Below are 24128 nucleotides of genomic sequence, written 5' to 3'. Positions count from 1 at the left end.
GCAATGCATCTTCTCGAATCTGGTTACAAATCTGCGAGCTGAGATTAAATAATCAATGCTAAAATCATTATCCGATCAATAATTTCCCTTAACACATACTTTTTATATGGATAAAAATCCTTCTGAAGGGCTGCCCCTGCCTCAGCGGTACGGCGCCATCATTACGATTGTCATTGGTCTGTCAATGGCCGTGCTGGATGGCGCTATCGCAAACGTTGCTCTGCCAACGATTGCCACCGACCTGAATGCCTCACCTGCCGCGTCAATCTGGGTGGTGAACGCCTACCAGATCGCCATCGTGATTTCATTGCTGTCGCTTTCGTTTCTTGGGGATATGTTCGGTTACCGCCGGATCTACAAGGCAGGACTGGTGGTGTTTACCATCACATCGCTTGTCTGCGCGCTCTCGCATTCGCTGGAAATGCTGACGCTGGCGCGTGTTGCGCAAGGACTGGGTGGCGCCGCACTGATGAGCGTAAACACGGCACTTATCCGGCTTATTTACCCGCAGCGTCATCTCGGTCGCGGTATGGGGGTTAATTCATTTGTTGTGGCGGTCTCCTCTGCCGCCGGGCCCACCATTGCGGCAGCTATTTTATCCGTCGCCTCCTGGCAGTGGCTGTTTCTGATCAACGTGCCGCTGGGGATTATTTCGTTAATTCTGGCGATGCGTTTTCTGCCCGCCAACAATGCCCGTAGCCAGGCGTCACGTTTTGATCTTCCCAGCGCGGTGATGAATGCCCTCACGTTCGGCCTGCTCATTACCGCGCTCAGCAGCTTTGCACAGGGGCAATCGCTCCGGCTGGTGCTGGCAGAAGTGGTGGTGATGCTGATTGTCGGGTTCTTCTTTGTTCGCCGCCAGTTGCGTCTGCCAGTGCCGCTGCTGCCCGTGGACCTGCTGCGTATTCCACTGTTTTCCCTGTCGATCTGTACCTCCATTTGCTCCTTCTGTGCGCAAATGCTGGCGATGGTCTCCCTGCCCTTCTTTTTACAAACCGTGATAGGCAGAAGCGAAGTGGAAACCGGGTTGCTGCTCACCCCCTGGCCACTGGCGACAATGGTGATGGCGCCGCTGGCAGGTTATCTTATCGAAAAAGTCCATGCCGGATTCTTAGGCGCGCTCGGCTTACTGGTGATGGCTTGCGGGCTGTTCGCGCTGGCGATGCTACCGGCGGCTCCAGCCGACTGGGATATCGTCTGGCGAATGGCGCTGTGCGGTGCCGGTTTCGGCCTGTTTCAGTCGCCCAATAACCACACGATTATTCTCTCAGCGCCACGCAACCGCAGTGGTGGGGCCAGCGGTATGCTCGGCACCGCGCGTCTGCTCGGGCAAAGCTCCGGGGCAGCGCTGGTCGCATTATTGTTTAACCTCGCCGGGGAACATGGTACCCACGTTTCGCTGTTACTGGCAGGTACCCTCGCCGTGGTGGCCGCCGTCGTCAGTGGTCTGCGCGTCACGCAGCCCAGAACGGAGGCATAAAAAAAGCGCGTCCATGGACGCGCTTTTTCATTATTCAGATCTTACTTCAGATATTCGCCACTACGCAGCGCTTCAATACGTTTGTCCAGCGGCGGGTGTGTCATGAACAGCTCGCTCAATGACTTCGATTTACCGTTGATGCAGAATGCCATCATGCTACTGGCTTCCTGCGGCTCATAGCTGGTTTTCAGACGCTGGAGAGCGGCAATCATCTTCTCGCGCCCCACCAGTTTTGCCGAACCGGCATCCGCATGGAACTCACGGTAGCGGGAGAACCACATGGTGATAATGCTGGCCAGAATACCAAACACCAGTTCGAGCACCGTCGCCACCGCGAAGTAAATCAGCGGGTTACCGTTACTCTCTTCGCCTTCGTCGCGGTTACCCCCGAGGAAACCCGCCGCAATCTGCGCGATAACGCGTGAGATGAAGATGACGAAAGTGTTCACCACCCCCTGAATCAGCGTCATGGTGACCATATCGCCATTGGCAACGTGGCTGATTTCGTGCGCGATAACCGCTTCCGCTTCATCACGGCTCATGTTTTGCAACAGACCGGTGCTCACCGCTACCAGCGAGGCGTCACGACGTGCGCCGGTGGCAAAGGCGTTGATGTCCGGGGCGTGATAAATCGCCACCTGCGGCATACCAATACCCGCCTGACGCGCCTGCTGCGCGACGGTGTTCATCAGCCAGTTTTCTGTTTCATTACGCGGCTGTTCAATAACTTCCCCACCGACCGATTTCAGCGCCATCCATTTCGACATCATCAACGAAACGATGGAACCGCCAAAACCAAAAAGCAGAGCCATGATTAACAGCCCTGTCATGCTGCTCGACTGAATTCCTGTCAGACTTAATACCAGCCCGAACACCACCATGACGGCCAGGTTGGTCAACAGGAAGAGCGCGATTCGCATCATAATTTTCTCTTAACCTCATTATAACAACACGCACTATGCGATTACCCACATCGTATGGGTATTATGCGTATTTCAAGCATTGGCGGGCGCTAAGTCACGAGAAAAACACAACTTTACATTTTGTAGTATGTTGTTTACGTGTAAAAAGAGAGAAAAAAACAGGCACAATGACTTGTGCCTGTTGGGGATTATTTCGCGGGTGCAGGTTCTTCTGCGGGGCGCTCTTTTTCCAGTTTTGCCAGGTCGAGCGCGATATGGACGGTTTCGTCCAGATACGGATCGGGCTCCTGATAATCTTTCGGCAAATCATCCAGTTTTTTCAGCGGCGGTCTCCCTTCTCGCTTGAAGCGATCGTTAATCCGCGCCAGACGCGTTGCATCATCTTCTTCGTTCTCTTTTTCGCGCTGGGCGTAATTGAGAGAGACGATGTTGCGTTTTGCTTTCATCGCGTTAAAGCGCGCGATGTCTTTCATGATGTACTGGAACTCAGGATCTTTGGCGATGCGTTCGTCATGCAACTTCAGCAGTTCCGGTCCAAACGGCGTCATGTCGCCCGTTTTGACGAAGGTGGCTGCGTTAATGCTGTCCCACGGCAACGCGTTATCTTCAAACTTCTCGCCAGTTTCCGTCTCTTCATTGCCAGTCGGCATCAGAATGTCTGGCGTCACGCCTTTCCGCTGTGTACTGCCGCCATTGATGCGGTAGAACTTCTGAATGGTGTACTGGACAGAGCCCAGCGCAGGCCATTCCGGGCGCAGCATCTGATCGTAAATACGATTCAGTGAGCGATACTGCTGCACCGTGCCTTTACCAAAGGTTGGTTCGCCGACGATCAGCGCTCGTCCATAGTCCTGCATCGCCGCAGCAAAAATTTCAGAGGCTGAGGCGCTAAAGCGGTCAACCAGCACCACTAACGGACCTTTGTAGTACACCACTCCGTCGGTGTCGCTGTCTTCACGTACTTTGCCGTTGTTATCACGGACCTGCACCACCGGGCCGGACGGGAAGAAGAGACCGGAGAGCGAAACCGCTTCGGTCAGCGCGCCACCGCCGTTGCTGCGCAGATCAATAATCACACTGCTGACGTTCTGTTTTTCCAGCTTCTGCAGCTGTACTTTCACGTCATCAGTCAGGCCAACGTAGAAGCCGGGGATATCCAGCACGCCGACTTTCTGGCTACCGACGGTTTTGACCGACATTTTGACCGCGCGATCTTCAAGACGAATGCGCTCTCGGGTCAGCGTCACAATGCGGGTTTTGGTCCCTTTACCGGCAGGCAGTACCTCCAGGCGCACTTTGCTGCCCTTCGGTCCTTTAATAAGCGCCACGACGTCATCCAGACGCCAGCCGATCACATCAACCATTCCTTTACCGGTCTGGCCGACACCGACAATACGGTCACCAACACTTATCGCTTTACTTTTCGCCGCCGGACCGCCCGCCACCAGGGAGTTGATCACCGTGTAATCGTCATCCATCTGCAACACCGCGCCAATCCCTTCCAGAGACAGGCTCATCTCGGTATTGAACTGTTCGGTATTGCGCGGAGACAGATAGTTGGTGTGCGGATCGATTTCGTGTGCGAAAGCGGTCATCGCCAGTGAGAAGACGTCTTCGCTGTTGGTCTGCACCAGGCGGCGAATGGCGAATTTGTAGCGGCGGGTCAGCGTTTCGCGGATCTCTTTTTCATCTTTCCCTGTCAGCTTCAGGCTCAGCTCATCATACTTCACCTTACTGTCCCACAGGGCATTCAGCTCGGCGACGTCTTTCGGCCACGGCGCTTTACTGCGATCAAGATTAAAGGTGTCGTTGCCGGTGAAGTCCATCGGCTGCGCGAGCACTTTTAGCGCGTACTGATAACGCTCAAAACGACGTTTTTGCGCCAGATTGTAGAGATCGTAGAAAACATCGAGCTTACCGGTTTTCAGTTCTTCACCGACGTCTTTTCGGCGAGCAGTAAACTGTTCTACGTCGCTGGCCAGCAGCACGTTATGGCTGAAATCCAGCAGATTCAGGTAACGATCGAAAATTTTCGCGGAAAACGCCTGATCGAGATCGAACTGGCGATAGTGCGAACGGGTAAAGCGTGACGTGACACGCTCACTCACCGTCGCGTGCTGCGCTTCTTCCTTCAGAACCGGAATCTGATCAGCACGCGTGATGTCGTCAACAGCGAACGCGTGGCCTGTTATTGCCAACAGACCTGCGAGCGCGGTGACCTTAAAAAAAGTGTTCATGCCTGGCGCGGCCTCCGTCTCAGAACACGAGGTGTTCTGCGCGTACAATCATTGACATACCAGAAGTCAGCTGTACACGAACGCCATCTTTGGTGATCTCCAGTACAGTGGCGTCCATTGCGTTGTTGCCTGCTTTCACCTTCAGCGCTTGCCCCACTGTCAGCACGGACAGATCGGATACCGGGGTCAAACGCTCTTCACGCGGCGGGCGCGGAGCGGCTTTTGCTGCTACCGGCTTCGCAGCACGAGGCTTGCGATCGCCCTCTTCTTTACGACGAACCGCAGGACGCGGTTTACGCTCACGACGCGGCGCGTCCTCGCCTGCCGCGGCAGCCGCTTCGCGTTTTTTCGCTTGCTGTTCTGCACGCTGCGCCTGAACACGCGCTTTGGCTTCTTCAAGCTGCTGGCGAGCGTGAGACACGTGCTGCTCGTCCAGTTCCCCACACGGGTTACCGTCGAGATCGACACGGGTTGCGCCCGGCTTGATACCGTACAGGTAACGCCAGCTCGAAGTATAAAGACGTAATGCGGAACGAAGTTGGGTTTTGCTGAGGTTCATTTCGCCCTCAACACGCTCAACAAGATCCTGAAAAATACCAATTTTCAGGGGGCGCGCTTCGCCTTCGGCACTAAAGCAGTGCGGAAAACGTTCGGCCAGATAAGCGATAACTTCTTTACTGCTGTTCAACTTAGGTTGATTTTCCATGAAATTTCCTGATTACAACGGACGTAGCCAACAAGCCGCAGGCATGAACAGGCGTCATTATAATGACGCCATCGTTAATTGCTACGTTATCCGTTGATTATCCTGCGACGGGCGCAAAGAATTTTTGATAATCGGTCGCCTCAAGCAGCGTTTCGAGATGCCCGACCAGTTCGCGCAGCCCCTGCTCGTCCTCATCGGTGAAGCGAGAGAAGGCGATACTGTCGATATCCAGTACACCAATAATCTGATTTTTTACGCTGACAGGAAGTACGATTTCGGCATTACTCGCCGCGTCACAGGCGATGTGACCGTCGAACGCGTGGACATCGGCCACGCGCTGAACGCGATTTTGCGCCACCGCCGTACCGCAGACGCCACGTCCAACGGGAATACGCACGCAGGCGATTTTACCCTGAAATGGCCCAAGCACCAGCGTGTCACCTTCCAGTAAATAAAATCCGGCCCAGTTGACCTCATCCAGACGCTCGTACAGCAAGGCGCTCAGGTTAGAGATCATTGCCAGAAAACTGGTTTCACCTGCCATCAACGCCTGAAAATCGCGATTCAAATCTGCGTAAAATTCTGTTTTGGTCATTTTATAATCACTTGGTTGCCTTACTTCGATCCCGGTAGTGTTCCCGGGGCATAGCCCTATAAAATAAACATTAAATGCGGCCGGGCTCAAGATGAATCCATACATGAGTTAAGATAGTTTTACACATTCATTCTTATAAGTGATAAATGGCACTAAAATCACCCCAGTTTACGCCAGAGACCAAAATTACCGTTCACTCCATCAGTGAACCGCTTCCCCACGCTCATTATCAGCGCTGCCCTGAGTGCGACACGCTGTTTTCACTGCCGCTGATGAAATCCCATCAGAGCGCATACTGTCCTCAGTGTAATGCGAAAATCCGCGATGGGCGCGACTGGTCGTTAGCGCGTTTAGGCGCCATGGCGATTGCGATGCTGTTGTTGATGCCGTTTGCCTGGCAGGAACCTTTGCTGCGGTTGCATCTGCTCGGCACGCGTATCGATGCCAATTTATTACAGGGTATCTGGCAGATGACCCGCCAGGGTGACCCGATGACCGCGTCGATGGTCTTTTTCTGCACCGTTGGCGCGCCGGTGGTGTTAGTGGTGGCCATTGCTTATTTGTGGCTGGGCAACGTGCTGGGAATGAACCTGCGGCCGGTGCTGCTGATGCTGGAGAAACTCAAAGAGTGGGTGATGCTGGATATTTACCTGGTCGGCGTCGCGGTGGCCTCTATCAAAGTTCAGGATTACGCGTTCCTGCAACCGGGCAACGGGCTTATCGCCTTTATCAGCCTGGTGATCCTGAGCCTGCTGACGATGATTCATCTGAACGTCGAGCAACTCTGGGAGCGTTTTTATCCGCAGCGCCCCGCCACCCGCTATCATTCGGCATTGCAGGTCTGTCTTAACTGCCACTATACCGGGCTGCCCGATGCGCGCGGACGCTGCCGCCGTTGCCATACGCCGCTGTATTGCCGCCGCAAAAACAGCCTGCAAAAAAGCTGGGCGGCGTTGATAGCTTCGCTGATTTTCCTCATTCCAGCCAACGTTCTGCCGATATCTGTTATATATGTGAATGGTGCGCGCCAGGAAGATACCATTCTCTCCGGAATTATCTCTCTGGCTCACAGCAACGTTGCAGTGGCCGGCGTCGTCTTTTTCGCCAGTATTCTGGTGCCGTTCACTAAAGTGATCGTGTTAATAACGCTACTGATCAGCATTCACTTTAAATGTGAGCAGGGGCTGCGCACCCGCATTTTGCTGCTGCGTTTCGTGACCTGGATAGGCCGCTGGTCAATGCTGGATCTGTTCGTTATTTCGCTCATGATGTCGCTGATTAATCGCGACCAGCTCCTTTCTTTTACTATGGGTCCCGCTGCGTTTTATTTCGGCTCAGCGGTAATATTGACTATTCTTGCAGTTGAATGGCTGGACAGCCGCTTACTTTGGGATGCACATGAGTCAGGAAACGCCCGCTTCGCCGACTGAAGCGAGAATTAAAACAAAACGTCGCATTTCGCCTTTCTGGCTGCTTCCGGTCATCGCACTGATGATTGCCGGATGGCTTATCTGGAGCAGCTATGAAGATCGCGGCAACACGATAACCATCGACTTTATGACCGCCGACGGCATCGTCCCCGGTCGTACGCCCATTCGTTATCAGGGCGTTGAAGTTGGCACCGTACAGAACATCAGTCTCAGCAAAGATCTGAATAAAATCGAGGTTCGCGCCAGCATCAAAAGCGACATGAAAGATGCGCTGCGTAAAGAGACGCAGTTCTGGCTGGTCACACCGAAAGCCTCGCTGGCAGGGGTTTCCGGTCTTGATGCGCTGGTCGGTGGTAATTATATCGGCATGATGCCCGGCAAAGGCGAGGAAGAAGATCACTTCGTTGCGCTCGATACGCAGCCCAAATACCGTATTAACAACGGCGAATTGATGATCCACTTGCACGCGCCAGACCTTGGCTCGCTGAACAGCGGTTCGCTGGTTTATTTCCGAAAAATTCCGGTCGGTCGTGTTTACGACTACACCATCAATCCCAATAAACAGGGTGTGACCATTGACGTGCTGATCGACCGCCGTTTCACCAGTCTGGTAAAAAAAGGCAGTCGTTTCTGGAATGTCTCCGGCGTGAAAGCGGATGTCGATTTCAGTGGCGCGAAGCTTCAGCTTGAAAGTCTGGCCGCGCTGGTCAATGGCGCAATTGCCTTTGACTCGCCGGATGACTCGGCCGCCGCGAAGCAGAACGATGAATTTGGTCTTTATGCCGATCTGGCTCACAGCCAGCGTGGGGTGATAGTGAAGCTTGATCTGCCTGACGGCGCGGGGCTGAATGCAGGCTCCACACCGCTGATGTATCAGGGGCTTCAGGTCGGGCAGCTCACGAAACTGGATCTCAACCCGGGCGGCGCAGTGACCGGCGAGATGACCGTGGATCCCAGCGTGGTGAATCTGCTGCGCGAGAATACGCGCATCGAACTGCGAAATCCGAAGTTGTCGCTGTCGAACGTCAACGTCAGCTCCCTGCTCACCGGCAGTACGTTTGAGCTGGTTCCTGGCGAGGGTGCGGCGCGTAACCACTTTTCCGTGCTTCCCGCCAACAAAACTTTGCTACAGACGCCGAACGTTGCCACGCTGACGCTGACCGCCCCGGAAAGCTATGGCATCGACGCCGGACAGCCTGTCATTCTGCATGGTATTCAGATTGGCCAGGTCGTCGAGCGAACGCTGACGGCAAAAGGCATCACCTTCGCAGTGGCCATTGAACCGCAGTACCGCGAACTGGTACCTGGCGACAGCAAATTTGTGGTAAACAGCCGCATCGATGTGAAAGTGGGGTTGGATGGCGTGGAATTCCTGGGCGCCAGTGCCACAGAATGGGTTAATGGCGGCATCCGCGTCCTGCCGGGTGAGAAAGGGGCGCTTAAAGCCAGTTATCCGTTGTTTGCTAACGTTGAAAAAGCAGTGGAGAACAGCCTCGGCGATCTCCCCACCACTACCCTTTCCCTGACCGCCGACACCCTGCCGGATGTCCAGGCAGGCTCGGTGGTGCTGTACCGCAAATTCCAGGTCGGTGAAGTCATTACTGTGCGTCCACGCGCAAACGCATTTGATATCGATCTGCACATCAAACCGGAATACCGCAATTTGCTCACCAGCAATAGCGTATTCTGGGCCGAAGGCGGCGCGAAAGTGCAGCTTAACGGCAGCGGTCTGACTGTGCAGGCATCACCGCTGTCACGCGCACTAAAAGGGGCCATCAGCTTCGATAATCTGAGCGGCGCGGGAGCCGGGATCAGAAAAGGCGACAAACGCCCGCTCTACCCGACGGAAACCGCTGCGCGCGCCGTCGGCGGTCAGATCACCCTGCATACCTTTGATGCCGGGAAACTGGCGGAAGGGATGCCGATTCGCTATCTCGGCATCGACATCGGTCAGATCCAGTCGCTGGAGCTGATTACCGCCCGTAATGAAGTGCAGGCAAAAGCAGTCCTTTACCCGGAATACGTGGAAACCTTTGCCCGCGGCGGTACGCGCTTCTCGGTCATCACTCCGCAGATTTCCGCCGGTGGCGTTGAGCATCTCGATACGCTATTGCAGCCCTATGTCAACGTCGAACCCGGACGCGGCAAGCCACGCCGCGACTTTGAAATTCAGGAAGCGACGATTACCGATTCCCGCTACCTCGACGGCCTGAGCATTGTGGTGGAAGCGCCGGAAGCCGGTTCTCTGAATATTGGTACGCCAGTACTGTTCCGCGGCATAGAAGTCGGTACAGTCACCGCGCTGCGTCTGGGATCGCTGTCAGACCGCGTGATGATTGAACTGCGTATCAGCCAGCGCTATCAGCATCTGGTACGTAACAACTCAGTGTTCTGGCAGGCCTCGGGCTACAGTCTGGATTTCGGTCTGGTGGGTGGCGTGGTGAAAACCGGCACCTTCAACCAGTTTATTCGCGGCGGCATTGCCTTCGCGACGCCACCGGGCATTCCGCTGGCGCCGAAAGCGCAGGCGGGTAAACACTTCCTGCTGCTGGAAGCCGAACCGAAAGAATGGCGCGAATGGGGAACCGCCCTGCCACGCTAAACGCCACGCCCCGGTGTCCTCCGCCGGGGCGTTTATGCTAAACTGCGCACCCGTTTTTTTGCTGGTGGTGCGCTCTGTGGCTCAAAACTCCGTTTACCTTCCCGATGACTTTCTGGCGCAGATGCGTGAAGCCATGCCCCCAACGCTGTCATTAGATGATTTTATTGCCGCCTGCCATCGCCCGCTGCGGCGCAGCATTCGCGTCAATACGCTGAAAATCAGCGTCAGTGATTTCCTCACTCTCGTTGCTCCCTATGGCTGGCAGTTAACGCCAGTGCCATGGTGCGAGGAAGGTTTCTGGATCGAACGGGACAACGAAGAGGATCTGCCGCTCGGCAGTACGGCGGAGCATTTAAGCGGGTTGTTTTATATTCAGGAAGCGAGCTCCATGTTGCCGGTCGCGGCGCTGTTTGCCGATGGTAATCAACCGCAACGGGTGATGGACGTTGCTGCCGCGCCAGGTTCCAAGACCACCCAGATCGCCGCCCGTATGGGCAACCACGGCGCTATTCTGGCGAACGAATTCTCCGCCAGTCGGGTGAAAGTGCTGCATGCCAATATCAGTCGCTGTGGCATCCGTACTGTGGCGTTAACTCATTTCGATGGCCGCGTATTTGGCGCCGCGTTACCGGAATCATTTGACGCGATCCTTCTGGATGCGCCCTGCTCCGGTGAAGGCGTGGTGCGAAAAGATCCGGACGCGCTGAAAAACTGGTCCATCGCCAGCAATCAGCAGATTGCCGCCACGCAGCGGGAGCTTATCGACAGCGCGTTCCATGCGCTGCGCCCTGGCGGCACGCTGGTTTACTCTACCTGTACGCTCAATCGCGATGAAAACGAGTCGGTAATTGCCTGGTTACTGGCCCGCTATCCGCAGTCAATTGAAGTCGTCTCACTGGAAGGATTATTTCCGCAGGCGTGCAACGTGCTGACGGACGAAGGCTTTTTGCACGTCTTTCCACAAGTCTTCGATTGCGAAGGGTTCTTCGTCGCAAGGCTGCGGAAAACGGCGCAGGTCGAGCCATTACCTGCGCCGGGATATAAAGTCGGTAAATTTCCGTTTGCGCCACTGAAGGGTCGCGAGGCGTCTGCGGTAATTGATGCGGCTGCGGCAGTGGGCCTGCGCTGGGATGATGCGCTGACACTCTGGCAACGGGACAAAGAGATCTGGCTTTTCCCGTCAGAAATTGAGCCGTTACTCGGCAAAGTGCGGTTTTCCCGTATCGGCCTGCGACTCGCGGAAACGCATAACAAGGGATATCGCTGGCAACATGAGGCGATTATCGCTCTCGCTGAGACCGCTAACACCGGGTTTGAACTCAACGTCGCGGAAGCTGAGGAATGGTATCGCGGTCGCGATGTCTACCCGGACAACCTGCCTGCAAAGGATGACGTCATCGTGACCTTCCAGGGGGTTCCGCTCGGGCTGGCGAAAAAAATAGGGTCGCGGCTGAAGAACAGCTACCCACGTGAGCTGGTGCGTGATGGCCGGTTATTTGCGGGCAATGCGTAACAACGCGCAAAAAAGCAGCAAATTCTTACTGGTAATCTTCTCTCAGTTGACTAGGATGAGAAATGGGCGATCAGACTGGTCGTACCACGACACCGCGTTTCAAGGAGAAGATGATGAGCAAAACCAGCGTACGTATCGGAGCCTTTGAGATTGATGATGCCGAGCTGCATGGCGAACAGCACGGCGAACGAACGTTAAGTATTCCCTGCAAATCCGACCCGGATTTATGCATGCAACTTGATGCCTGGGATGCTGACACCAGCGTGCCTGCTCTGCTGAATGGCGAGCATTCCGTTCTTTACCGCAAACATTACGATGAGCAGTCCGATGCCTGGGTCATGCGCCTTGCCTGACTCAAAAAGAACCCGTCGCTAAGGCGGGTTATTTATTTGTCAGTTTCCCCTGCACGACTTCCTCCCCTACAATGAATACAGGGTGTACGGCTTTGAGGGAGCGATGTTCGCACTGGTTTTGTTTGTCTGTTATCTCGACGGCGGCTGTGAAGATATTGTCGTGGATGTTTATCGCACCGAGTCGCAATGTGTTTTTGCCATGCAGGATCAGCGCCTGCGTCAGGGTGGCTGCTTTCCGGTAGAAGATTTTATTGATGGTTTCTGGCACCCGGCCAATGAGTTCAGCGACTTCTGATTACTGAAGCTGTACCATGGTCAGCTCGCCGCCAAAGACGGCGCCGGTATCAATGTAATGCTGGTTCCCCGCATCATAGCGCGTCTGCAGCGGTGTATGGCCAAACCAGAAGTGGTCAGCGCCAGTGATTTGCGTATGGCGCCCGGCAAAATGATCGCTCAGCCGCTGGCGATTCCACAGTACTTGCTGCGCATCGACTGCTTTCTGCCAGACATACTCTGCAGAAGGGTAATCAGCGTGCGCGATAATATTCACCCCGCTTTCGCAATCCACTTCAATAATATACGGAAGCTGATGGCAGTTTTGCAGCAAGCGCTTTATATCCGCCTGGATTGCCGGTGCGCTATCTAAAAACCAGTCGCCGCCGTTCATATACCACAACGACATATCGCCATTATCCAGGGCATCCATCGCCATTTGTTCATGATTTCCCCTGATCGCCGCAAACCATGTCTCGTTTAATAACCCCAGACACTGATAACTCGCCTCGCCACGATCAATTAAATCTCCGACCGATATAAGTAAATCCTCATAAGGATTAAATTTTCGCACCTTAAGCGCAACCATCAGCGGTTGCCAGCAGCCGTGCAAATCACCGACCAGCCAGATATGCCGCCATTGTTTACCGTCGATTCGCTGATACATGTTTTTTCCTCCCGGATAAAGTATAGAAAAAACAAAAACAGGGTGATGAGTAGCAACTAAAGGGAAATTACCTCAACCGTCACTAAACAGAACGGGAATATAGTCAGGCGGAGCGTTAATACAGCAGTTATCACCCGGTAAAATAACTGCAGAATAATGATGAGGTATTTTCCCGTGACTGATAACAGTCTGCACACAGAACAGGCTTTTACGCATCGCTCCAGCCTGATTTCCGCCCTGGTGACGGGCGAACTGACGCCGGCCCCTATCTGGAAAAAAAGAAACTATCGGCTCAAATTTTTGCTGCGCACACTGCTGTTTTATACACCGACGCGCCGCATGCTGGGCAGTCTGTCTCAACGACCTAATTTCGAGCAGTTACTGAGAGCGCAGGTGACGCTACCGAGCAAGCCACATCGTCAGTATCTGACGCTCGGTCTGAACGCCCGCCAGCGTGCCGATGCCATAGTGAGCCATTATGCATTTATCGACACCCTAACCGGTTCACGACTGGCGCAGGCGCTGATGTCTGCAGACGAAACACCGCTTATCGAACTGGAAGGTAAGGACGCGTCACGTTTTACCCTCTCCGCCTCCTGTGCCAGTAAGGCCGAACGCGAAGGTGAAACGACCCTCTGGCTGCACGATGCCAATCGCACATTACTTGCCAGTGTGACGTTCAGCGTGGTGCGTAATAATGGCGAATGGCAACTGGTGATCGGTGGATTACAGGGTCCTCGCCGCAACATATCTCACGAGGTGATTAAACAGGCCACTCGTGCCTGCCACGGCATTTTCCCCAAGCGTCTGCTGATGGAATTTATCTGGCTTTTTGCCCGCCACAGTGGAATTTCAGCCATGTATGGCGTCAGTGACAACGGGCACGTATTTCGGGCGCTGCGTTATCGTTTGAGCAAAGGCCGCCATTTCCACGCCAGTTATGACGAATTCTGGGCATCGGTTGACGGTGTAAAAGAAAATCGCTGGCGCTGGCGTTTGCCGCCTGAGATGGCGCGTAAATCGCTGGAAAGCATTGCCAGTAAAAAACGCGCGGAATATCGCCGCCGTTTCCAGTTACTGGACAGTCTGGCTGAGCAGATTTCATTACTGACGAAGTAACCTTTCCTGCGCCTGCTTCTGTGACAGAAGCAGGCACCTGCGCTTAATACAATGAGGCTTCGCCCGCAGGACGCGTTTTGAAACGCCGATGCACCCACAGATATTGCTCCGGCGCGCGCAAAATTTCCCGTTCGATGACTTTATTCATATAACATGCCGCGGCCATTTCATCTTCCACCGGATAGTCATCCATCGCTTTGCTGATATAGAGGCGGTAACCCTGTTGGCAGGGTTTGCGCACCATGGTGATGGTCAACAATGCCGAGCCGGATAACTTAGACAATACATACGTGCCGTTCGTCGTGGCAGCGTCTGGCACGGAGAAAAACGGCGCGAAAACGCTGCCTTTACGTCCATAGTCCTGGTCCGGGGCAAACCAGACGGCTTCACCGGATTTCAGCGCCTGCACGAGGCCGCGCAGATTACGCCGATCAATCATCGCCTTGTTCGAACGCAGGCGCCCTTTCGTTTGTACCCACTCCATTAACGGGCTGTTGTGCTGGCGATACGTCGCCATCATCGGGCGGCAAAGCCCCATCACACGCCCGCCCAGTTCCAGTGACATAAAATGAATGCCGACCACCATCACGCCTTTGCCAGTGCCGAGCGCGCGGGTCAGATTGTCATAGCCTTCTACGTCGAACCATTTCTTCACCCGTGCATCGCTCCAGAACCAGGCCATGCCGGTTTCAATCAGTCCCATGCCAAGCGAATGAAAATTTTGCTCCAGCAAACGCTCCCGTGCCACAGGACTCATATCCGGAAAACAAAGCTCAATGTTTCTGTCAGCGATGTGTGCCCGTCGTTTCAGAAAGCGGCGCGATGCCGTTCCCATTGCAGAACCAAGGAACGAGAGCACGGGATACGGAAGCTGGACGAGCAGCCAGAGAATGCCAAGACCAAACCAGGTGAACCAGTAACGGGGATGGAGTAACGATCGATCAAATGCAACGGACATAAAAATTTTACCGTAAGCGTCAAAAATTTGGGTAACGCATAAGAAAAAAATGAGTCCGCTCATCTGTCTTTTAGGCGATACGTATAGCGCAAGTGACAGTGAACCAGTTGATCAACCCACGTCCCCATGACAAGAAGGTGACCACACAAAAAAAACCTGCAACTGAGGCTGTAGCTACGCTTCGCACAGCATGCGCCTTTTGAAGATAAAATAACAGAGCGCGATTGTAATTTTCAGAAAACATTACGTAGGAATAAGTTGAGTCCTAAAACAAATTTTTTCAGCGCTTTCTGTCTTTCCTGAATAATAAAAACGTTGTGCTGCTGAAATATACAAGTAAATAAATTGTAATTTTTCATGGGATATTATGCCCGAACAGAAACGAGGGCTGGAATATTTGTCATTTTTCATGCTGGCACTGTCATTACCCGGCAGACTGACGCCGGGGAATCCCTTCTTATCACAAAGAGAGTAAACACCATCGCTTTGCGATAGAATGGGCGCATCATCATAGTGAATCTAATGCTTAACCGCATGAAAGATAAGGAGTCATGACGAGTGTTGTTCAAAAAGCTTAACAAGCAATACCGGCATATCACCGCGCGTCATAACATTGACTGGACGTCTGACACGCCGCGTGAGGGCACCCCCATCAGCAGTATTATCATCCCTACCGTCGGTGAAGACTATATTGAAGAGGCGCTGCTGAGCGCAAAGTTCGCCTCGCTGAACGCCGTCACAGCGAAAGAGATCGTCATTGTTACCGATCAGCCTGTGGAAAAATTTTGCGACCTGCCGGCGAAAACGCGCGTTGTCCGATTAGAGATCTGCATTCCGAATCCGCAGCATAAATATGCGCAAATCTATAAAAGCAGAATGCTCAAGATCCAGGCCCCTTTGCAGGCATCTGCGGATTCAACCGGCGTGTTAATGATTGACTCTGATCTCAATTTATTGCGCGATCCGGCTTATCTGGTCAAAGAAGGACGGCTGTACTCCTGCTTCCGGAAAGGACGAATGGGCGCGAAATTCGACAATGACCGCTATAAATACGTCCCGGCCTATTACGCGTCAACAATTCGCCCATCGCTTGAAGAACATGTCAACAGTGCCTTTCTTGCCGCGACATATCGCACTTTCCAGCGATTGTGTCCGCTCTGGCTCAACCTGTTCAACGACACCTGGGAGATGATCCCCGACGACCAGCCGCCGACCGACCAGCCGCCGCTCGCCGCCACCCTGGATCTGCTGGATTTTATTACTGTCAATCTGGGCGACTGGACGAACTGGCCAGTATCGAAAAAAATCGGCGGAACGCCATCGGTTATCCCGAAAGAAGTAATTGGCGCTCATGGTGGTTTCCCACTTTCCGAATGGCAGAAATATCTGGAATCACCGGACGCGCCTTTGCTGTTCAAAGGGCAGGATTATACCCGGAAGGTGCGTTATCTGAGCGATGCGGAGAAGCAGGAACAGGCCCGTTAATTGCACACCGCGTCCGGAAAAACACCGGACGCAGTTAACATCAGAATCCTTCCAGCACAATTTTGCCTACGGCGCGATGGGTTTCCAGTAATTCATGGGCGCGGCGCAGGTTGGCGGCGTTTATCGCACCGTAATGCTCGCCGAGCGTAGTTTTTAGTACCCCATCATCAATGAGCTTTGCCACCCGGCTCAGCAGGTGATGCTGCTCAATCATGTCGCGGGTTTCGAACATCGACCGGGTGAACATAAATTCCCAGTGCAGAGAAAGGCTCTTCGCTTTCAACGGACGGGCGTCCAGCGTTTGCGGATCATCGATGAGTGCCAGCTTGCCTTGTGGGATCAGCGCTTCGATCAGTTGCCCGTAATGCTGGTCGGTATGCGTCAGGCTGGCGACGTGAGTCACGTGCTTCACGCCAATACGCGCCAGTTCCTCAGTGATCGGTTTACGATGATCAATAACATGATGCGCGCCCAGTTCGCTGACCCACTTCTGGCTTTCCGGGCGCGATGCCGTGCCAATCACGGTAATTCTGGTCAGTTTTCGCGCCAGTTGCGTCAGTATGGATCCGACGCCGCCTGCCGCACCCACAATCAGCAGCACGTCATTTTCATTGCCTTTTTCCTGCACGCCGAGGCGGTCGAACAGCATTTCCCACGCGGTAATAGAAGTGAGCGGCAGCGCGGCGGCAGCGGCATTATCCACCGAGACTGGCTTCAGTGCAGTGATGCGTTCATCCACCAGTTGATACTCGCTGTTACTACCCGGTCGGGTCAGCGAACCGGCGTACCATACCTCATCACCTGGCTTAAACAGCGTGACCGCTTCGCCTGTGGCAACCACCACGCCTGCGGCATCCCAGCCCAGAACGCGCGGCTCGTTGCCAGTGAAACCACCACGAACTTTGGTATCTACCGGGTTCACGGAGATGGCTTTCACCTCCACCAGCAAATCGTGACCGCTGGCGGTGGGCTCTGGCAATGTGATGTCCTGCAACGCAGCGATGTTACTGCCGGTTTCGGCTGAACGGGTAATAGCAATTGCTTTCATAATAGCTCCGGATACGTTAATGGATTCATCTCACCTGTAAAATCATGGTACAAGGTGCACTAAACGCGAAAAACGGACGTCGGGAAATAACACTTATCCTCGGGGAGTAAAAATGCTCAGGCTGGAAGATCTCACCCTGTTCGTCAGGGCTGCCGCTTTAAACAGTTTCAGCGATACCGCTCGCGAAGCCGGGTTACAGCCCGCGCAGGTGAGCACCGCCATCAAGCGGCTGGAGAAAATTCTTAATATCCGCCTGTTCGCCCGCTCCACACGTAGTCTGCGCCTGACGCCCGAAGGCGAAACCTGGCTGCCCTACGCCGTTCAGATATTACAAACACTGGAAGCCGGTATTGAGCAGATCCAGCCGCCAAGCGACGAGGTGCGAGGGATCCTGCAAATTGCGGTGCCTTCCGATCTCGGGCGTAATATGCTGCTGGATGTGTTTCAGGCATTTCGCCGCAACCATCCGGCGCTGAACCTGAAGATCCTGTTTTCCGACCAGGTGACGGACGTGTTTAAAGATCCGGTAGACCTGGCCTTCCGCTACGGTAATAACGACGACGCTTCTTATATTTCGCTGCCGGTAGCGCCGGAAAACCGCCGCGTGGTGGTAGCCTCGCCGGATTATCTGGCGCGCTATGGCGAGCCGAAGACCATCAGCGACCTGGCGCAACATAACGCCCTGACATTCGTGCTGCGAGGCCGGGTTTATAACAACTGGACTTTTACCCGCCACGGCAATAAACATCACATCGCGGTGAAAGGGTCGATGATGAGTGACGATGCTGAAGTGATCCATCGGCTCGCACTCAATGGCGAGGGGATCACCTATAAATCCTGGCTGGATGTCAGTGAAGATGTGCTGGCGGGGAGATTAACCGTCGTGCTGCCACAATATGAGGGGGACAGCGTCCCCCTCAATCTGATTTGCCCGCACCGCAAGCAACTTTCAGCCACGGTTCGCTTGTTACATGAAGCGGTAAAAGCGCGCTGCGAGTCAGCACTGCGCCACCTTCCCGCGATAACGGACTAGTACGCCACCCAGTCGTTTTCCGCCGCCGCTGGCTTAACCATGCCTTTCGGCACAGGCACGGTTTCAACGTCAGACCTGGCGATGACATCACTGTCGGCAAGACGGAACCGGGCAACGGCCTGTTGCAGCGTTTCGGTTTGCCCTTCCAGCGCGACGGCGGCGGCAGAGATCTGCTCCACCAGGGCAGCGTTCTGCTGGGTTACGCTGTCCATTTCGCTGACTGCCACACCAACCTGCGAAATCCCTTTACTTTGCTCGTCGGTAGCCGAGGCGATTTGCTTCATAATCACCGTCGTATCGGCCACGGCTTTCAGCACTTCCTCCATTGTACTGCCCGCCTCGCCGACCAGTTCTGTCCCGCTGTCCACCCGGCGAACCGAATCGGCAATTAGCGTTTCAATCTCTTTCGCGGCCTCAGCGCTGCGGCTGGCAAGATTACGAACTTCCCCGGCCACGACGGCAAAACCTCGCCCCTGCTCGCCGGCGCGGGCGGCTTCCACTGCCGCATTCAGCGCCAGAATATTCGTCTGGAACGCAATGCTATTGATTACGCTGGTTATCTCGCTAATTTTCTTCGAGCTCTCAGAAATACCTTCCATAGTAATCACCACATCCCCCACCAGCTTGCCGCCCCGGCTGGCTGTTACTGAGGCTTTTTCCGCCAGACTGCTTGCCTGACGCGCGTTATCGGCATTGAATTTCACCGTCGCGGTCAGCTGTTCCATGCTGGCGGCTGTTTCTTCCAGCGCAGAAGCCTGTTCTTCAGTTCGGGAAGAGAGATCGTTATTACCGGAAGAGATTTCCGCCGCCCCGCGATTAATATTTTCCGTACCACTACGGATGGTGCTCACCGCTTCGCGCAGACTACCCTGCATTTCGGCCAGCAACGGGAAGAGCCGCCCGACACAGTTGTTGCCGAAAGACTCGACCGGCTGGCTTAAATCCCCTTTCGCAATCACGGTAAAATGGTGGCGAATGCGATCCAGCGGTTTCACCATAAACTTCACCAGATAACGATCAGTAAACAGCAGGATAAACAGACCGATAATAATCGCTGTCACCACCGTGACTTTCATTAGTTGCGTCAGGCTATCCATCGCTATCCGGGTCTTGTCCAGCTTTGCCTCAGCGACTGAAGTAAATTTATTACTGCTGGCACCGAATGCGCGGCTCAGTTCCGGGGTGACCTGGGTCGCATGCTGGCGGTAGTCGCTGGCGCTGCCCTGCTGTGCGAGCTGCATCTGCACCACCACACCGTCATCCAGTAATTTCTGCCATTTATTCAGCACATCAGCGGAAACGTCCGCATCCATCGGGCCAGGCGACACACTTTTCAGCCGTTCTAACTGGATTTTCATATTATCCAGCGCTTCCTGCACGGGTTTAAAATTCGTGGCCTCCCCCGCCGCTTTTGCCTCCATCACGCGGGAAAGCCGGGTGACAAAGCGGAAATACTGATCGTTCCCCTTACTCAGCATGGTCAATTGCGAGACCAGTTCGCGATCGACGATATTGCCATCGCTAAGTTTCGTCAGCGAATACGCGGTAAATATCCCCACCGCGGACCAGAGCAGACAAAACAGCCCCAGCACCCAGAGCATAACGCTGCGAATAGTGAAGTTTTTCAACAAGCCCATAGGTATTGACCCTTACATGTGAATCGTGGTTGTTATCCCGTTATTACCGGGCGTCAATGGGGTTATCGGCATGCCAGCGGAGAGGAATGATCGGTTTATGATGAATTTTTTCGGAGGGTTCACAAAATTTGCGCCGTAGGGAGCGAGACGAGCAAAGCCGGTTTGTTACATTCCGTCACACATCCCTGCACTGCCCCTTCTTTACATCCCATTCTCCTCCGGAGTATTGTTATATTATAACATTACACTTGAGACTCATATGCTTGCTCCAACTTTCTTTTCACTCTCCATTTGCCTGCGGCTTGGCGTTGGAATCCTCATTTTAAGTATTTTGTGGCTCGCCGTTCTGTGGGCGATCGCGTTGCCATGATTGAACTTAACGCTCTCAGAGTGGGTTATGACTACTCACCCGTAACACCGGCCATCAGTGGAAGTATTACAGAAGGGAGCATGACGGCTATCGTCGGTGATAATGGTTGTGGTAAATCAACATTACTCAAAACGCTGGCGGGTTTTCTTCCCCCGGTAAAGGGTAGCGTTCACTGGCCCAACGGGCGCCCGGTCATTGGGTGGCTTGCCCAGCGTATTACATTTGAGTCCGACTTCCCGATTGTTGTGCAGGATGTTGTGAACATGGGACTTTGGCCGACGGTCTCGCTTTTTCGCAGCATAGGCCGTAGTGAGCGATTGCAAATTGCTGCCGCACTCGAACGCGTCGGGATGCTTCATCTCGCCAGAAGCCCTGTCGGGACGCTATCAGGCGGGCAATTCCAGCGGATGCTTTTTGCCCGGGTCTGGCTACAGCAGGCTCCCCTGGTCATGCTGGATGAACCCTTGACGGGAGTGGATGAAAACACCAGCCAGGTCCTGATGTCATTGATTGGAGAAATGCACCAACGGGGGCAAACGATTCTGGCTGTTCTGCACGATACTTCGCGGGTTAATCGCTATTTCCCTGCAGTGCTGCGTCTGGGAAGTACGTGCTGTGAGTGGCAAATGCAGGTGAAAAAGGAGTGTGTGGCATGACGTTACACTTCCTTATTCAGCCGTTTATCGAATATGGGTTTATGCGTCGGGCGCTGGTGGCCTGCCTGGCGCTGTCGTTAAGCACCACCACGCTGGGCGTTTTCCTGTTTTTACGGCGGATGAGCCTGATGGGCGATGCACTGTCGCACGCCATTTTACCAGGCGTAGCCACCGGTTACCTTCTGAGTGGCATGTCGCTCCTGGCGATGGGAGCAGGCGGATTTATTGCGGGGATTCTGGTCGCGCTGGTGGCGGGATGGGTCAGCAGACGAACACCTTTGAAAGAAGACGCCAGCTTTGCCGGATTCTACCTTGGTTCACTTGCGCTGGGCGTTACGCTTGTCTCACTACGCGGCTCCAGCGTGGATCTCCTGCATCTCCTGTTCGGCTCGATTCTGGCAGTAGATCGGGAGTCTCTGACTTTCGTGGCGTCTGTGGCCACACTGACACTGCTTTGTCTGGCGGTTTGTTATCGGGGACTGGTGAGCGAGGTGTTTGACAGCACGTGGCTCGAGGTGAATAAGAGACGCCTGCCAACGCTGTTTCATACGCTTTTCCTCGGGCTGTTGGTCCTCAATCTTGTCGCAGGCTTCCAGGTACTCGGTACGCTGATGGTGGTCGGCATGATGATGCTGCCAGCAGTTGCCGCGCGCTGCTGGATGCAAACCCTGCCGGGGATGCTCCTGCTGGCGGGTATTGTCGGCGTCCTGTGTTCATGGTTCGGGCTCAGTCTTTCCTGGAACGTCGCATTGCCCGCAGGTCCCTCTATCGTGCTGTGCGCCAGCACTTTTTTCTTTTTTTCAATTTTATTTGGCGGGCGTAGCAGGCTGGCTATTGTTCTGCTGCGCCCATTCTTTGGTAAGGAGAGATAATGAAACGTACAGCGCTTTTTCTGGCATTAAGCATGGGAATGATGGCTCACGGCGTCAGTGCCAAAACCTTAAATGTGGTCACCAGTTTTTCTATTCTTGGTGACATTGTTCAACAGGTGGGCGGAGAGCACGTTAAGGTGCAAACCCTTGTTGGGCCAGATGGTGATCCTCATACCTTTGAGCCATCACCGCAGGACAGCGCGGCAATCAGTAAAGCCGATGTTGTGGTTGTTAATGGGCTGGGGCTGGAAGGATGGCTCGACAGACTGATTAAAGCATCAGGTTTTAAGGGTAAACTGGTGGTTGCTTCCGACGGTGTGGCAACACATACTATAGAGGAAGATGGCAAGACCGTCGTCGACCCTCATGCCTGGAACAGTGCGGCTAATGGTGCCCGGTATGCGCAGAACATCATGAAGGGACTTATCAGCGCGGATCCAGAAGATAAGGCCGCGCTGAGCAAGACAGGCGATGACTATATCGCGCAGTTGCATGAGCTCGATAGCTGGGCGAAAAAACGTTTCAGTGACATCCCGGAATCGAAACGTATTGTTCTGACCAGCCATGATGCGTTTGGTTACTTTAGCCGCGCTTATCATGTCCGTTTCCTGGCTGTGCAAGGACTTTCCTCTGAAAGCGAAGCCAGCGCAAAAGACGTTGCGGCGCTCATTGACCAGATCAAAGTGGACCATGTCACCACCTGGTTTATGGAAAACCAGCTCGACCCACGTCTGGTAAAACAAATTGCGAGTGCAACAGGGGCGAAGCCTGGCGGTGAATTATTCCCTGAAGCGCTTTCACCGAAGGGTGGCCCGGCGGAGACCTATACTCAGGCGTTTAAACATAATGTCGATGTCATCGCTGACAGTATGAAATGAAGATAATGTGGTGATAGATCCCAGACCCTGAGTCAATTGGACGGCTACAACGTGGCCCGGGAATCAAAATTTTAATACTGAGCGAACGGGACGAGTAATTGTATCTGTTCCAGTTCATTGGGAATATGCGCCCGGTTGGTGGGAGAAGCCCATTGATTAATACTCGCGTCGAAACCGCTGCCACCAGCTGAATGTTTAGACCGTTATGGCAGTATGGGCGGCGATTCAGTTAGAAAAAATCAAGACAGTTTAAAAAAGGGAATCCGTATGGGTTCCCTTTACTGATCATTAATTGGTTAGGCTATGTTTTAAATTAACGTTGAACTTGACAAGCTTTTGATGCTATGGTGGGGAAAAGGGAATATTTACAGGTTTGGAGGAAAATTACATGAAGCCAAAAGAAATAGTTTGCCAATGGGTTGACGCATTTAATAATGCAGATATAGAAATTATTTCAGAGTTATATGATGATAATGCAATAAACCATCAGGTTGCCAATGAGCCAGTTATTGGGAAAGATGCAATAAAGAAAATGTTTGAACAAGATTTTTCTTTCCCAGAAATGGTTTGTATCGTTGAAAACATCTTCGAAGATGGACAATGGGCAATTTTAGAGTGGCGTGATCCATTAGGTTTGAGAGGTTGCGGTTTTTTTCACATAGTAAACAATAAAATTTTATTTCAAAGAGGCTACTGGGATAAGCTATCTTTCTTAAAACAGCACAATTTGCCTATTGAATAAAATGAATATGTACCTTGTGTGAATAGTTTGCAGATTTCTTAAAATGTGCATTAAGGGAAGCATAATAACTTCCCTTAAAAGGGTTATAACATCAACATTATATTAAAACATAGCCATTGGTTAAAGTACTGATCATATCATTACCACGCTTTGGTGTTTGTCTGTGCCAGGATCGACATATGTCTGACCATACTCAGAGCATTTAGAGCAATGTTGCCAGTTTTCTTGCTGTTGCAGTGACTGCTTTTGCTTTCCCGATACATGATGATAATCGATGATTGAAAGACCGGTAACGCCAGTGATATACGATACAGCATGATGTAATTGCACATTCATCTGCATCAGCGCCTTCTGCATATGTTGAATATGCGCAGACCGATATTCTCTCAGGCGCTCCCGTTGCCTACACATCACTACTGAGCCCAGTGAGAAGGCCTATTTGATGCTCTGATTTTTTGTAAAAGAAATGTTAAGGTGCTTTTTGATGTGATATAAGAGAAAAAGACCGGAATACAGAAATCAGGACACTTTCGGAGCCGCAATCATAACCG

At 53.3% G+C, this 24128-nt stretch carries 21 protein-coding genes and 1 pseudogene; 13 read left to right on the top strand and 9 right to left on the bottom strand.

Going from position 1 to position 24128, the window contains the following annotated elements; translation table 11 throughout:
* Positions 1-106 precede the first annotated feature (106 nt).
* The gene (locus GTGU_RS01165; protein ID WP_038153551.1) at positions 107-1480 is read left to right on the top strand and encodes an MFS transporter; all 1374 of its coding nucleotides are present in this window, start codon (positions 107-109) and stop codon (positions 1478-1480) included.
* A 41-nt stretch (positions 1481-1521) separates the two neighbouring features.
* On the opposite strand, the gene htpX is transcribed toward GTGU_RS01165, so the two are convergent.
* The 4 genes from htpX to GTGU_RS01145 all read right to left on the bottom strand — a co-directional run bounded on the left by htpX (position 1522) and on the right by GTGU_RS01145 (position 5941).
* The gene (htpX, locus tag GTGU_RS01160; protein ID WP_038153550.1) at positions 1522-2403 is read right to left on the bottom strand and encodes a protease HtpX; all 882 of its coding nucleotides are present in this window, start codon (positions 2401-2403) and stop codon (positions 1522-1524) included.
* 188 nt (positions 2404-2591) lie between these two features.
* A complete protein-coding gene (gene prc, locus GTGU_RS01155) occupies positions 2592-4640 on the bottom strand; it encodes a carboxy terminal-processing peptidase (RefSeq protein ID WP_038153548.1) in 2049 nt (682 codons plus the stop codon).
* Positions 4641-4659: 19 nt separating this feature from the next.
* Positions 4660-5346 (bottom strand): RNA chaperone ProQ, encoded by a 687-nt coding sequence (gene proQ / locus GTGU_RS01150; RefSeq protein ID WP_038153547.1) that lies wholly within the window; start codon positions 5344-5346, stop codon positions 4660-4662.
* Positions 5347-5443: 97 nt separating this feature from the next.
* Positions 5444-5941, bottom strand: coding sequence for a GAF domain-containing protein (locus tag GTGU_RS01145; protein WP_038153544.1), 498 nt, complete (start codon positions 5939-5941; stop codon positions 5444-5446).
* Positions 5942-6087: 146 nt separating this feature from the next.
* Between GTGU_RS01145 and yebS the strand changes: the two genes are divergently transcribed.
* The 5 genes from yebS to GTGU_RS01120 all read left to right on the top strand — a co-directional run bounded on the left by yebS (position 6088) and on the right by GTGU_RS01120 (position 12134).
* On the top strand, positions 6088-7371 hold the full coding sequence (gene yebS / locus GTGU_RS01140; RefSeq protein WP_038153543.1) for a membrane integrity lipid transport subunit YebS: 1284 nt from the start codon (positions 6088-6090) through the stop codon (positions 7369-7371).
* Complete coding sequence (locus GTGU_RS01135) at positions 7340-9973, top strand: PqiB family protein (protein WP_038153542.1); 2634 nt, start codon at positions 7340-7342, stop codon at positions 9971-9973. The genes yebS and GTGU_RS01135 overlap by 32 nt, the downstream gene beginning before the upstream one ends.
* Before the next feature lie 76 nt (positions 9974-10049).
* Positions 10050-11486 (top strand): 16S rRNA (cytosine(1407)-C(5))-methyltransferase RsmF, encoded by a 1437-nt coding sequence (gene rsmF, locus GTGU_RS01130; protein ID WP_156963977.1) that lies wholly within the window; start codon positions 10050-10052, stop codon positions 11484-11486.
* Between the two features lie 113 nt (positions 11487-11599).
* A complete protein-coding gene (locus tag GTGU_RS01125; protein ID WP_038153539.1) occupies positions 11600-11839 on the top strand; it encodes a YebV family protein in 240 nt (79 codons plus the stop codon).
* Positions 11840-11942: 103 nt separating this feature from the next.
* Complete coding sequence (locus GTGU_RS01120) at positions 11943-12134, top strand: YdfD/YebW family protein (RefSeq protein ID WP_038153582.1); 192 nt, start codon at positions 11943-11945, stop codon at positions 12132-12134.
* Here the strand turns inward: GTGU_RS01120 and pphA are convergent, their stop codons facing one another.
* Positions 12135-12779, bottom strand: a complete 645-nt coding sequence (pphA, locus tag GTGU_RS01115; protein WP_038153538.1) for a protein-serine/threonine phosphatase — start codon at positions 12777-12779, stop codon at positions 12135-12137.
* A 159-nt stretch (positions 12780-12938) separates the two neighbouring features.
* Between pphA and GTGU_RS01110 the strand changes: the two genes are divergently transcribed.
* The gene (locus GTGU_RS01110) at positions 12939-13898 is read left to right on the top strand and encodes a VirK/YbjX family protein (RefSeq protein ID WP_072011875.1); all 960 of its coding nucleotides are present in this window, start codon (positions 12939-12941) and stop codon (positions 13896-13898) included.
* 43 nt (positions 13899-13941) lie between these two features.
* Here GTGU_RS01110 and lpxP read toward each other — a convergent pair whose 3' ends face one another.
* Positions 13942-14856 (bottom strand): kdo(2)-lipid IV(A) palmitoleoyltransferase, encoded by a 915-nt coding sequence (gene lpxP / locus GTGU_RS01105; RefSeq protein ID WP_038153581.1) that lies wholly within the window; start codon positions 14854-14856, stop codon positions 13942-13944.
* A 561-nt stretch (positions 14857-15417) separates the two neighbouring features.
* Between lpxP and GTGU_RS01100 the strand changes: the two genes are divergently transcribed.
* Positions 15418-16341, top strand: a complete 924-nt coding sequence (locus GTGU_RS01100; protein ID WP_038153580.1) for a hypothetical protein — start codon at positions 15418-15420, stop codon at positions 16339-16341.
* A 40-nt stretch (positions 16342-16381) separates the two neighbouring features.
* Here the strand turns inward: GTGU_RS01100 and GTGU_RS01095 are convergent, their stop codons facing one another.
* Positions 16382-17389, bottom strand: coding sequence for a zinc-binding alcohol dehydrogenase family protein (locus tag GTGU_RS01095; RefSeq protein WP_038153535.1), 1008 nt, complete (start codon positions 17387-17389; stop codon positions 16382-16384).
* Between the two features lie 112 nt (positions 17390-17501).
* Here GTGU_RS01095 and GTGU_RS01090 point away from each other — a divergent pair, with 112 nt between their 5' ends.
* Entirely contained in the window at positions 17502-18422 is a 921-nt protein-coding gene (locus tag GTGU_RS01090) for a LysR family transcriptional regulator (RefSeq protein ID WP_038153533.1), read from the top strand.
* On the opposite strand, the gene GTGU_RS01085 is transcribed toward GTGU_RS01090, so the two are convergent.
* Complete coding sequence (locus GTGU_RS01085; RefSeq protein WP_038153532.1) at positions 18419-20059, bottom strand: methyl-accepting chemotaxis protein; 1641 nt, start codon at positions 20057-20059, stop codon at positions 18419-18421. The two genes, GTGU_RS01090 and GTGU_RS01085, sit on opposite strands and share 4 nt — an antisense overlap.
* A gap of 366 nt (positions 20060-20425) precedes the next feature.
* Between GTGU_RS01085 and GTGU_RS01080 the strand changes: the two genes are divergently transcribed.
* The 4 genes from GTGU_RS01080 to GTGU_RS01065 all read left to right on the top strand — a co-directional run bounded on the left by GTGU_RS01080 (position 20426) and on the right by GTGU_RS01065 (position 23577).
* The gene (locus tag GTGU_RS01080) at positions 20426-21085 is read left to right on the top strand and encodes a metal ABC transporter ATP-binding protein (RefSeq protein WP_038153531.1); all 660 of its coding nucleotides are present in this window, start codon (positions 20426-20428) and stop codon (positions 21083-21085) included.
* Positions 21082-21957 carry a metal ABC transporter permease gene (locus GTGU_RS01075; RefSeq protein WP_038153530.1) on the top strand — a complete coding sequence of 292 codons (876 nt, stop codon included), beginning with the start codon at positions 21082-21084 and terminating at the stop codon, positions 21955-21957. The genes GTGU_RS01080 and GTGU_RS01075 overlap by 4 nt, the downstream gene beginning before the upstream one ends.
* Positions 21957-22835, top strand: coding sequence for a metal ABC transporter substrate-binding protein (locus GTGU_RS01070; RefSeq protein WP_038153529.1), 879 nt, complete (start codon positions 21957-21959; stop codon positions 22833-22835). The genes GTGU_RS01075 and GTGU_RS01070 overlap by 1 nt, the downstream gene beginning before the upstream one ends.
* Before the next feature lie 388 nt (positions 22836-23223).
* A complete protein-coding gene (locus GTGU_RS01065) occupies positions 23224-23577 on the top strand; it encodes an ester cyclase (protein WP_038153528.1) in 354 nt (117 codons plus the stop codon).
* A 270-nt stretch (positions 23578-23847) separates the two neighbouring features.
* Here the strand turns inward: GTGU_RS01065 and GTGU_RS26965 are convergent.
* Positions 23848-23982, bottom strand: a pseudogene (locus tag GTGU_RS26965) (IS110 family transposase); the annotation flags it as partial.
* Positions 23983-24128: the final 146 nt, after the last annotated feature.

Source organism: Trabulsiella guamensis ATCC 49490 (assembly GCF_000734965.1).
Lineage (GTDB): Bacteria > Pseudomonadota > Gammaproteobacteria > Enterobacterales > Enterobacteriaceae > Trabulsiella > Trabulsiella guamensis.
The sequence above is the reverse complement of the archived record's forward strand: the minus strand, read 5'-3'. Positions and strand labels throughout refer to the sequence as shown.

Bases quoted from the DNA above. Each gene is read 5' to 3' on its own strand.
- GTGU_RS01165 (WP_038153551.1), top strand. From the start codon at position 107: ATGGATAAAAATCCTTCTGAAGGGCTGCCCCTGCCTCAGCGGTACGGC.
- htpX (WP_038153550.1), bottom strand. From the start codon at position 2,403: ATGATGCGAATCGCGCTCTTCCTGTTGACCAACCTGGCCGTCATGGTG.
- prc (WP_038153548.1), bottom strand. From the start codon at position 4,640: ATGAACACTTTTTTTAAGGTCACCGCGCTCGCAGGTCTGTTGGCAATA.
- proQ (WP_038153547.1), bottom strand. From the start codon at position 5,346: ATGGAAAATCAACCTAAGTTGAACAGCAGTAAAGAAGTTATCGCTTAT.
- GTGU_RS01145 (WP_038153544.1), bottom strand. From the start codon at position 5,941: ATGACCAAAACAGAATTTTACGCAGATTTGAATCGCGATTTTCAGGCG.
- yebS (WP_038153543.1), top strand. From the start codon at position 6,088: ATGGCACTAAAATCACCCCAGTTTACGCCAGAGACCAAAATTACCGTT.
- GTGU_RS01135 (WP_038153542.1), top strand. From the start codon at position 7,340: ATGAGTCAGGAAACGCCCGCTTCGCCGACTGAAGCGAGAATTAAAACA.
- GTGU_RS01125 (WP_038153539.1), top strand. From the start codon at position 11,600: ATGAGCAAAACCAGCGTACGTATCGGAGCCTTTGAGATTGATGATGCC.
- GTGU_RS01120 (WP_038153582.1), top strand. From the start codon at position 11,943: ATGTTCGCACTGGTTTTGTTTGTCTGTTATCTCGACGGCGGCTGTGAA.
- pphA (WP_038153538.1), bottom strand. From the start codon at position 12,779: ATGTATCAGCGAATCGACGGTAAACAATGGCGGCATATCTGGCTGGTC.
- GTGU_RS01110 (WP_072011875.1), top strand. From the start codon at position 12,939: ATGAGGTATTTTCCCGTGACTGATAACAGTCTGCACACAGAACAGGCT.
- lpxP (WP_038153581.1), bottom strand. From the start codon at position 14,856: ATGTCCGTTGCATTTGATCGATCGTTACTCCATCCCCGTTACTGGTTC.
- GTGU_RS01095 (WP_038153535.1), bottom strand. From the start codon at position 17,389: ATGAAAGCAATTGCTATTACCCGTTCAGCCGAAACCGGCAGTAACATC.
- GTGU_RS01090 (WP_038153533.1), top strand. From the start codon at position 17,502: ATGCTCAGGCTGGAAGATCTCACCCTGTTCGTCAGGGCTGCCGCTTTA.
- GTGU_RS01085 (WP_038153532.1), bottom strand. From the start codon at position 20,059: ATGGGCTTGTTGAAAAACTTCACTATTCGCAGCGTTATGCTCTGGGTG.
- GTGU_RS01080 (WP_038153531.1), top strand. From the start codon at position 20,426: ATGATTGAACTTAACGCTCTCAGAGTGGGTTATGACTACTCACCCGTA.
- GTGU_RS01075 (WP_038153530.1), top strand. From the start codon at position 21,082: ATGACGTTACACTTCCTTATTCAGCCGTTTATCGAATATGGGTTTATG.
- GTGU_RS01070 (WP_038153529.1), top strand. From the start codon at position 21,957: ATGAAACGTACAGCGCTTTTTCTGGCATTAAGCATGGGAATGATGGCT.
- GTGU_RS01065 (WP_038153528.1), top strand. From the start codon at position 23,224: ATGAAGCCAAAAGAAATAGTTTGCCAATGGGTTGACGCATTTAATAAT.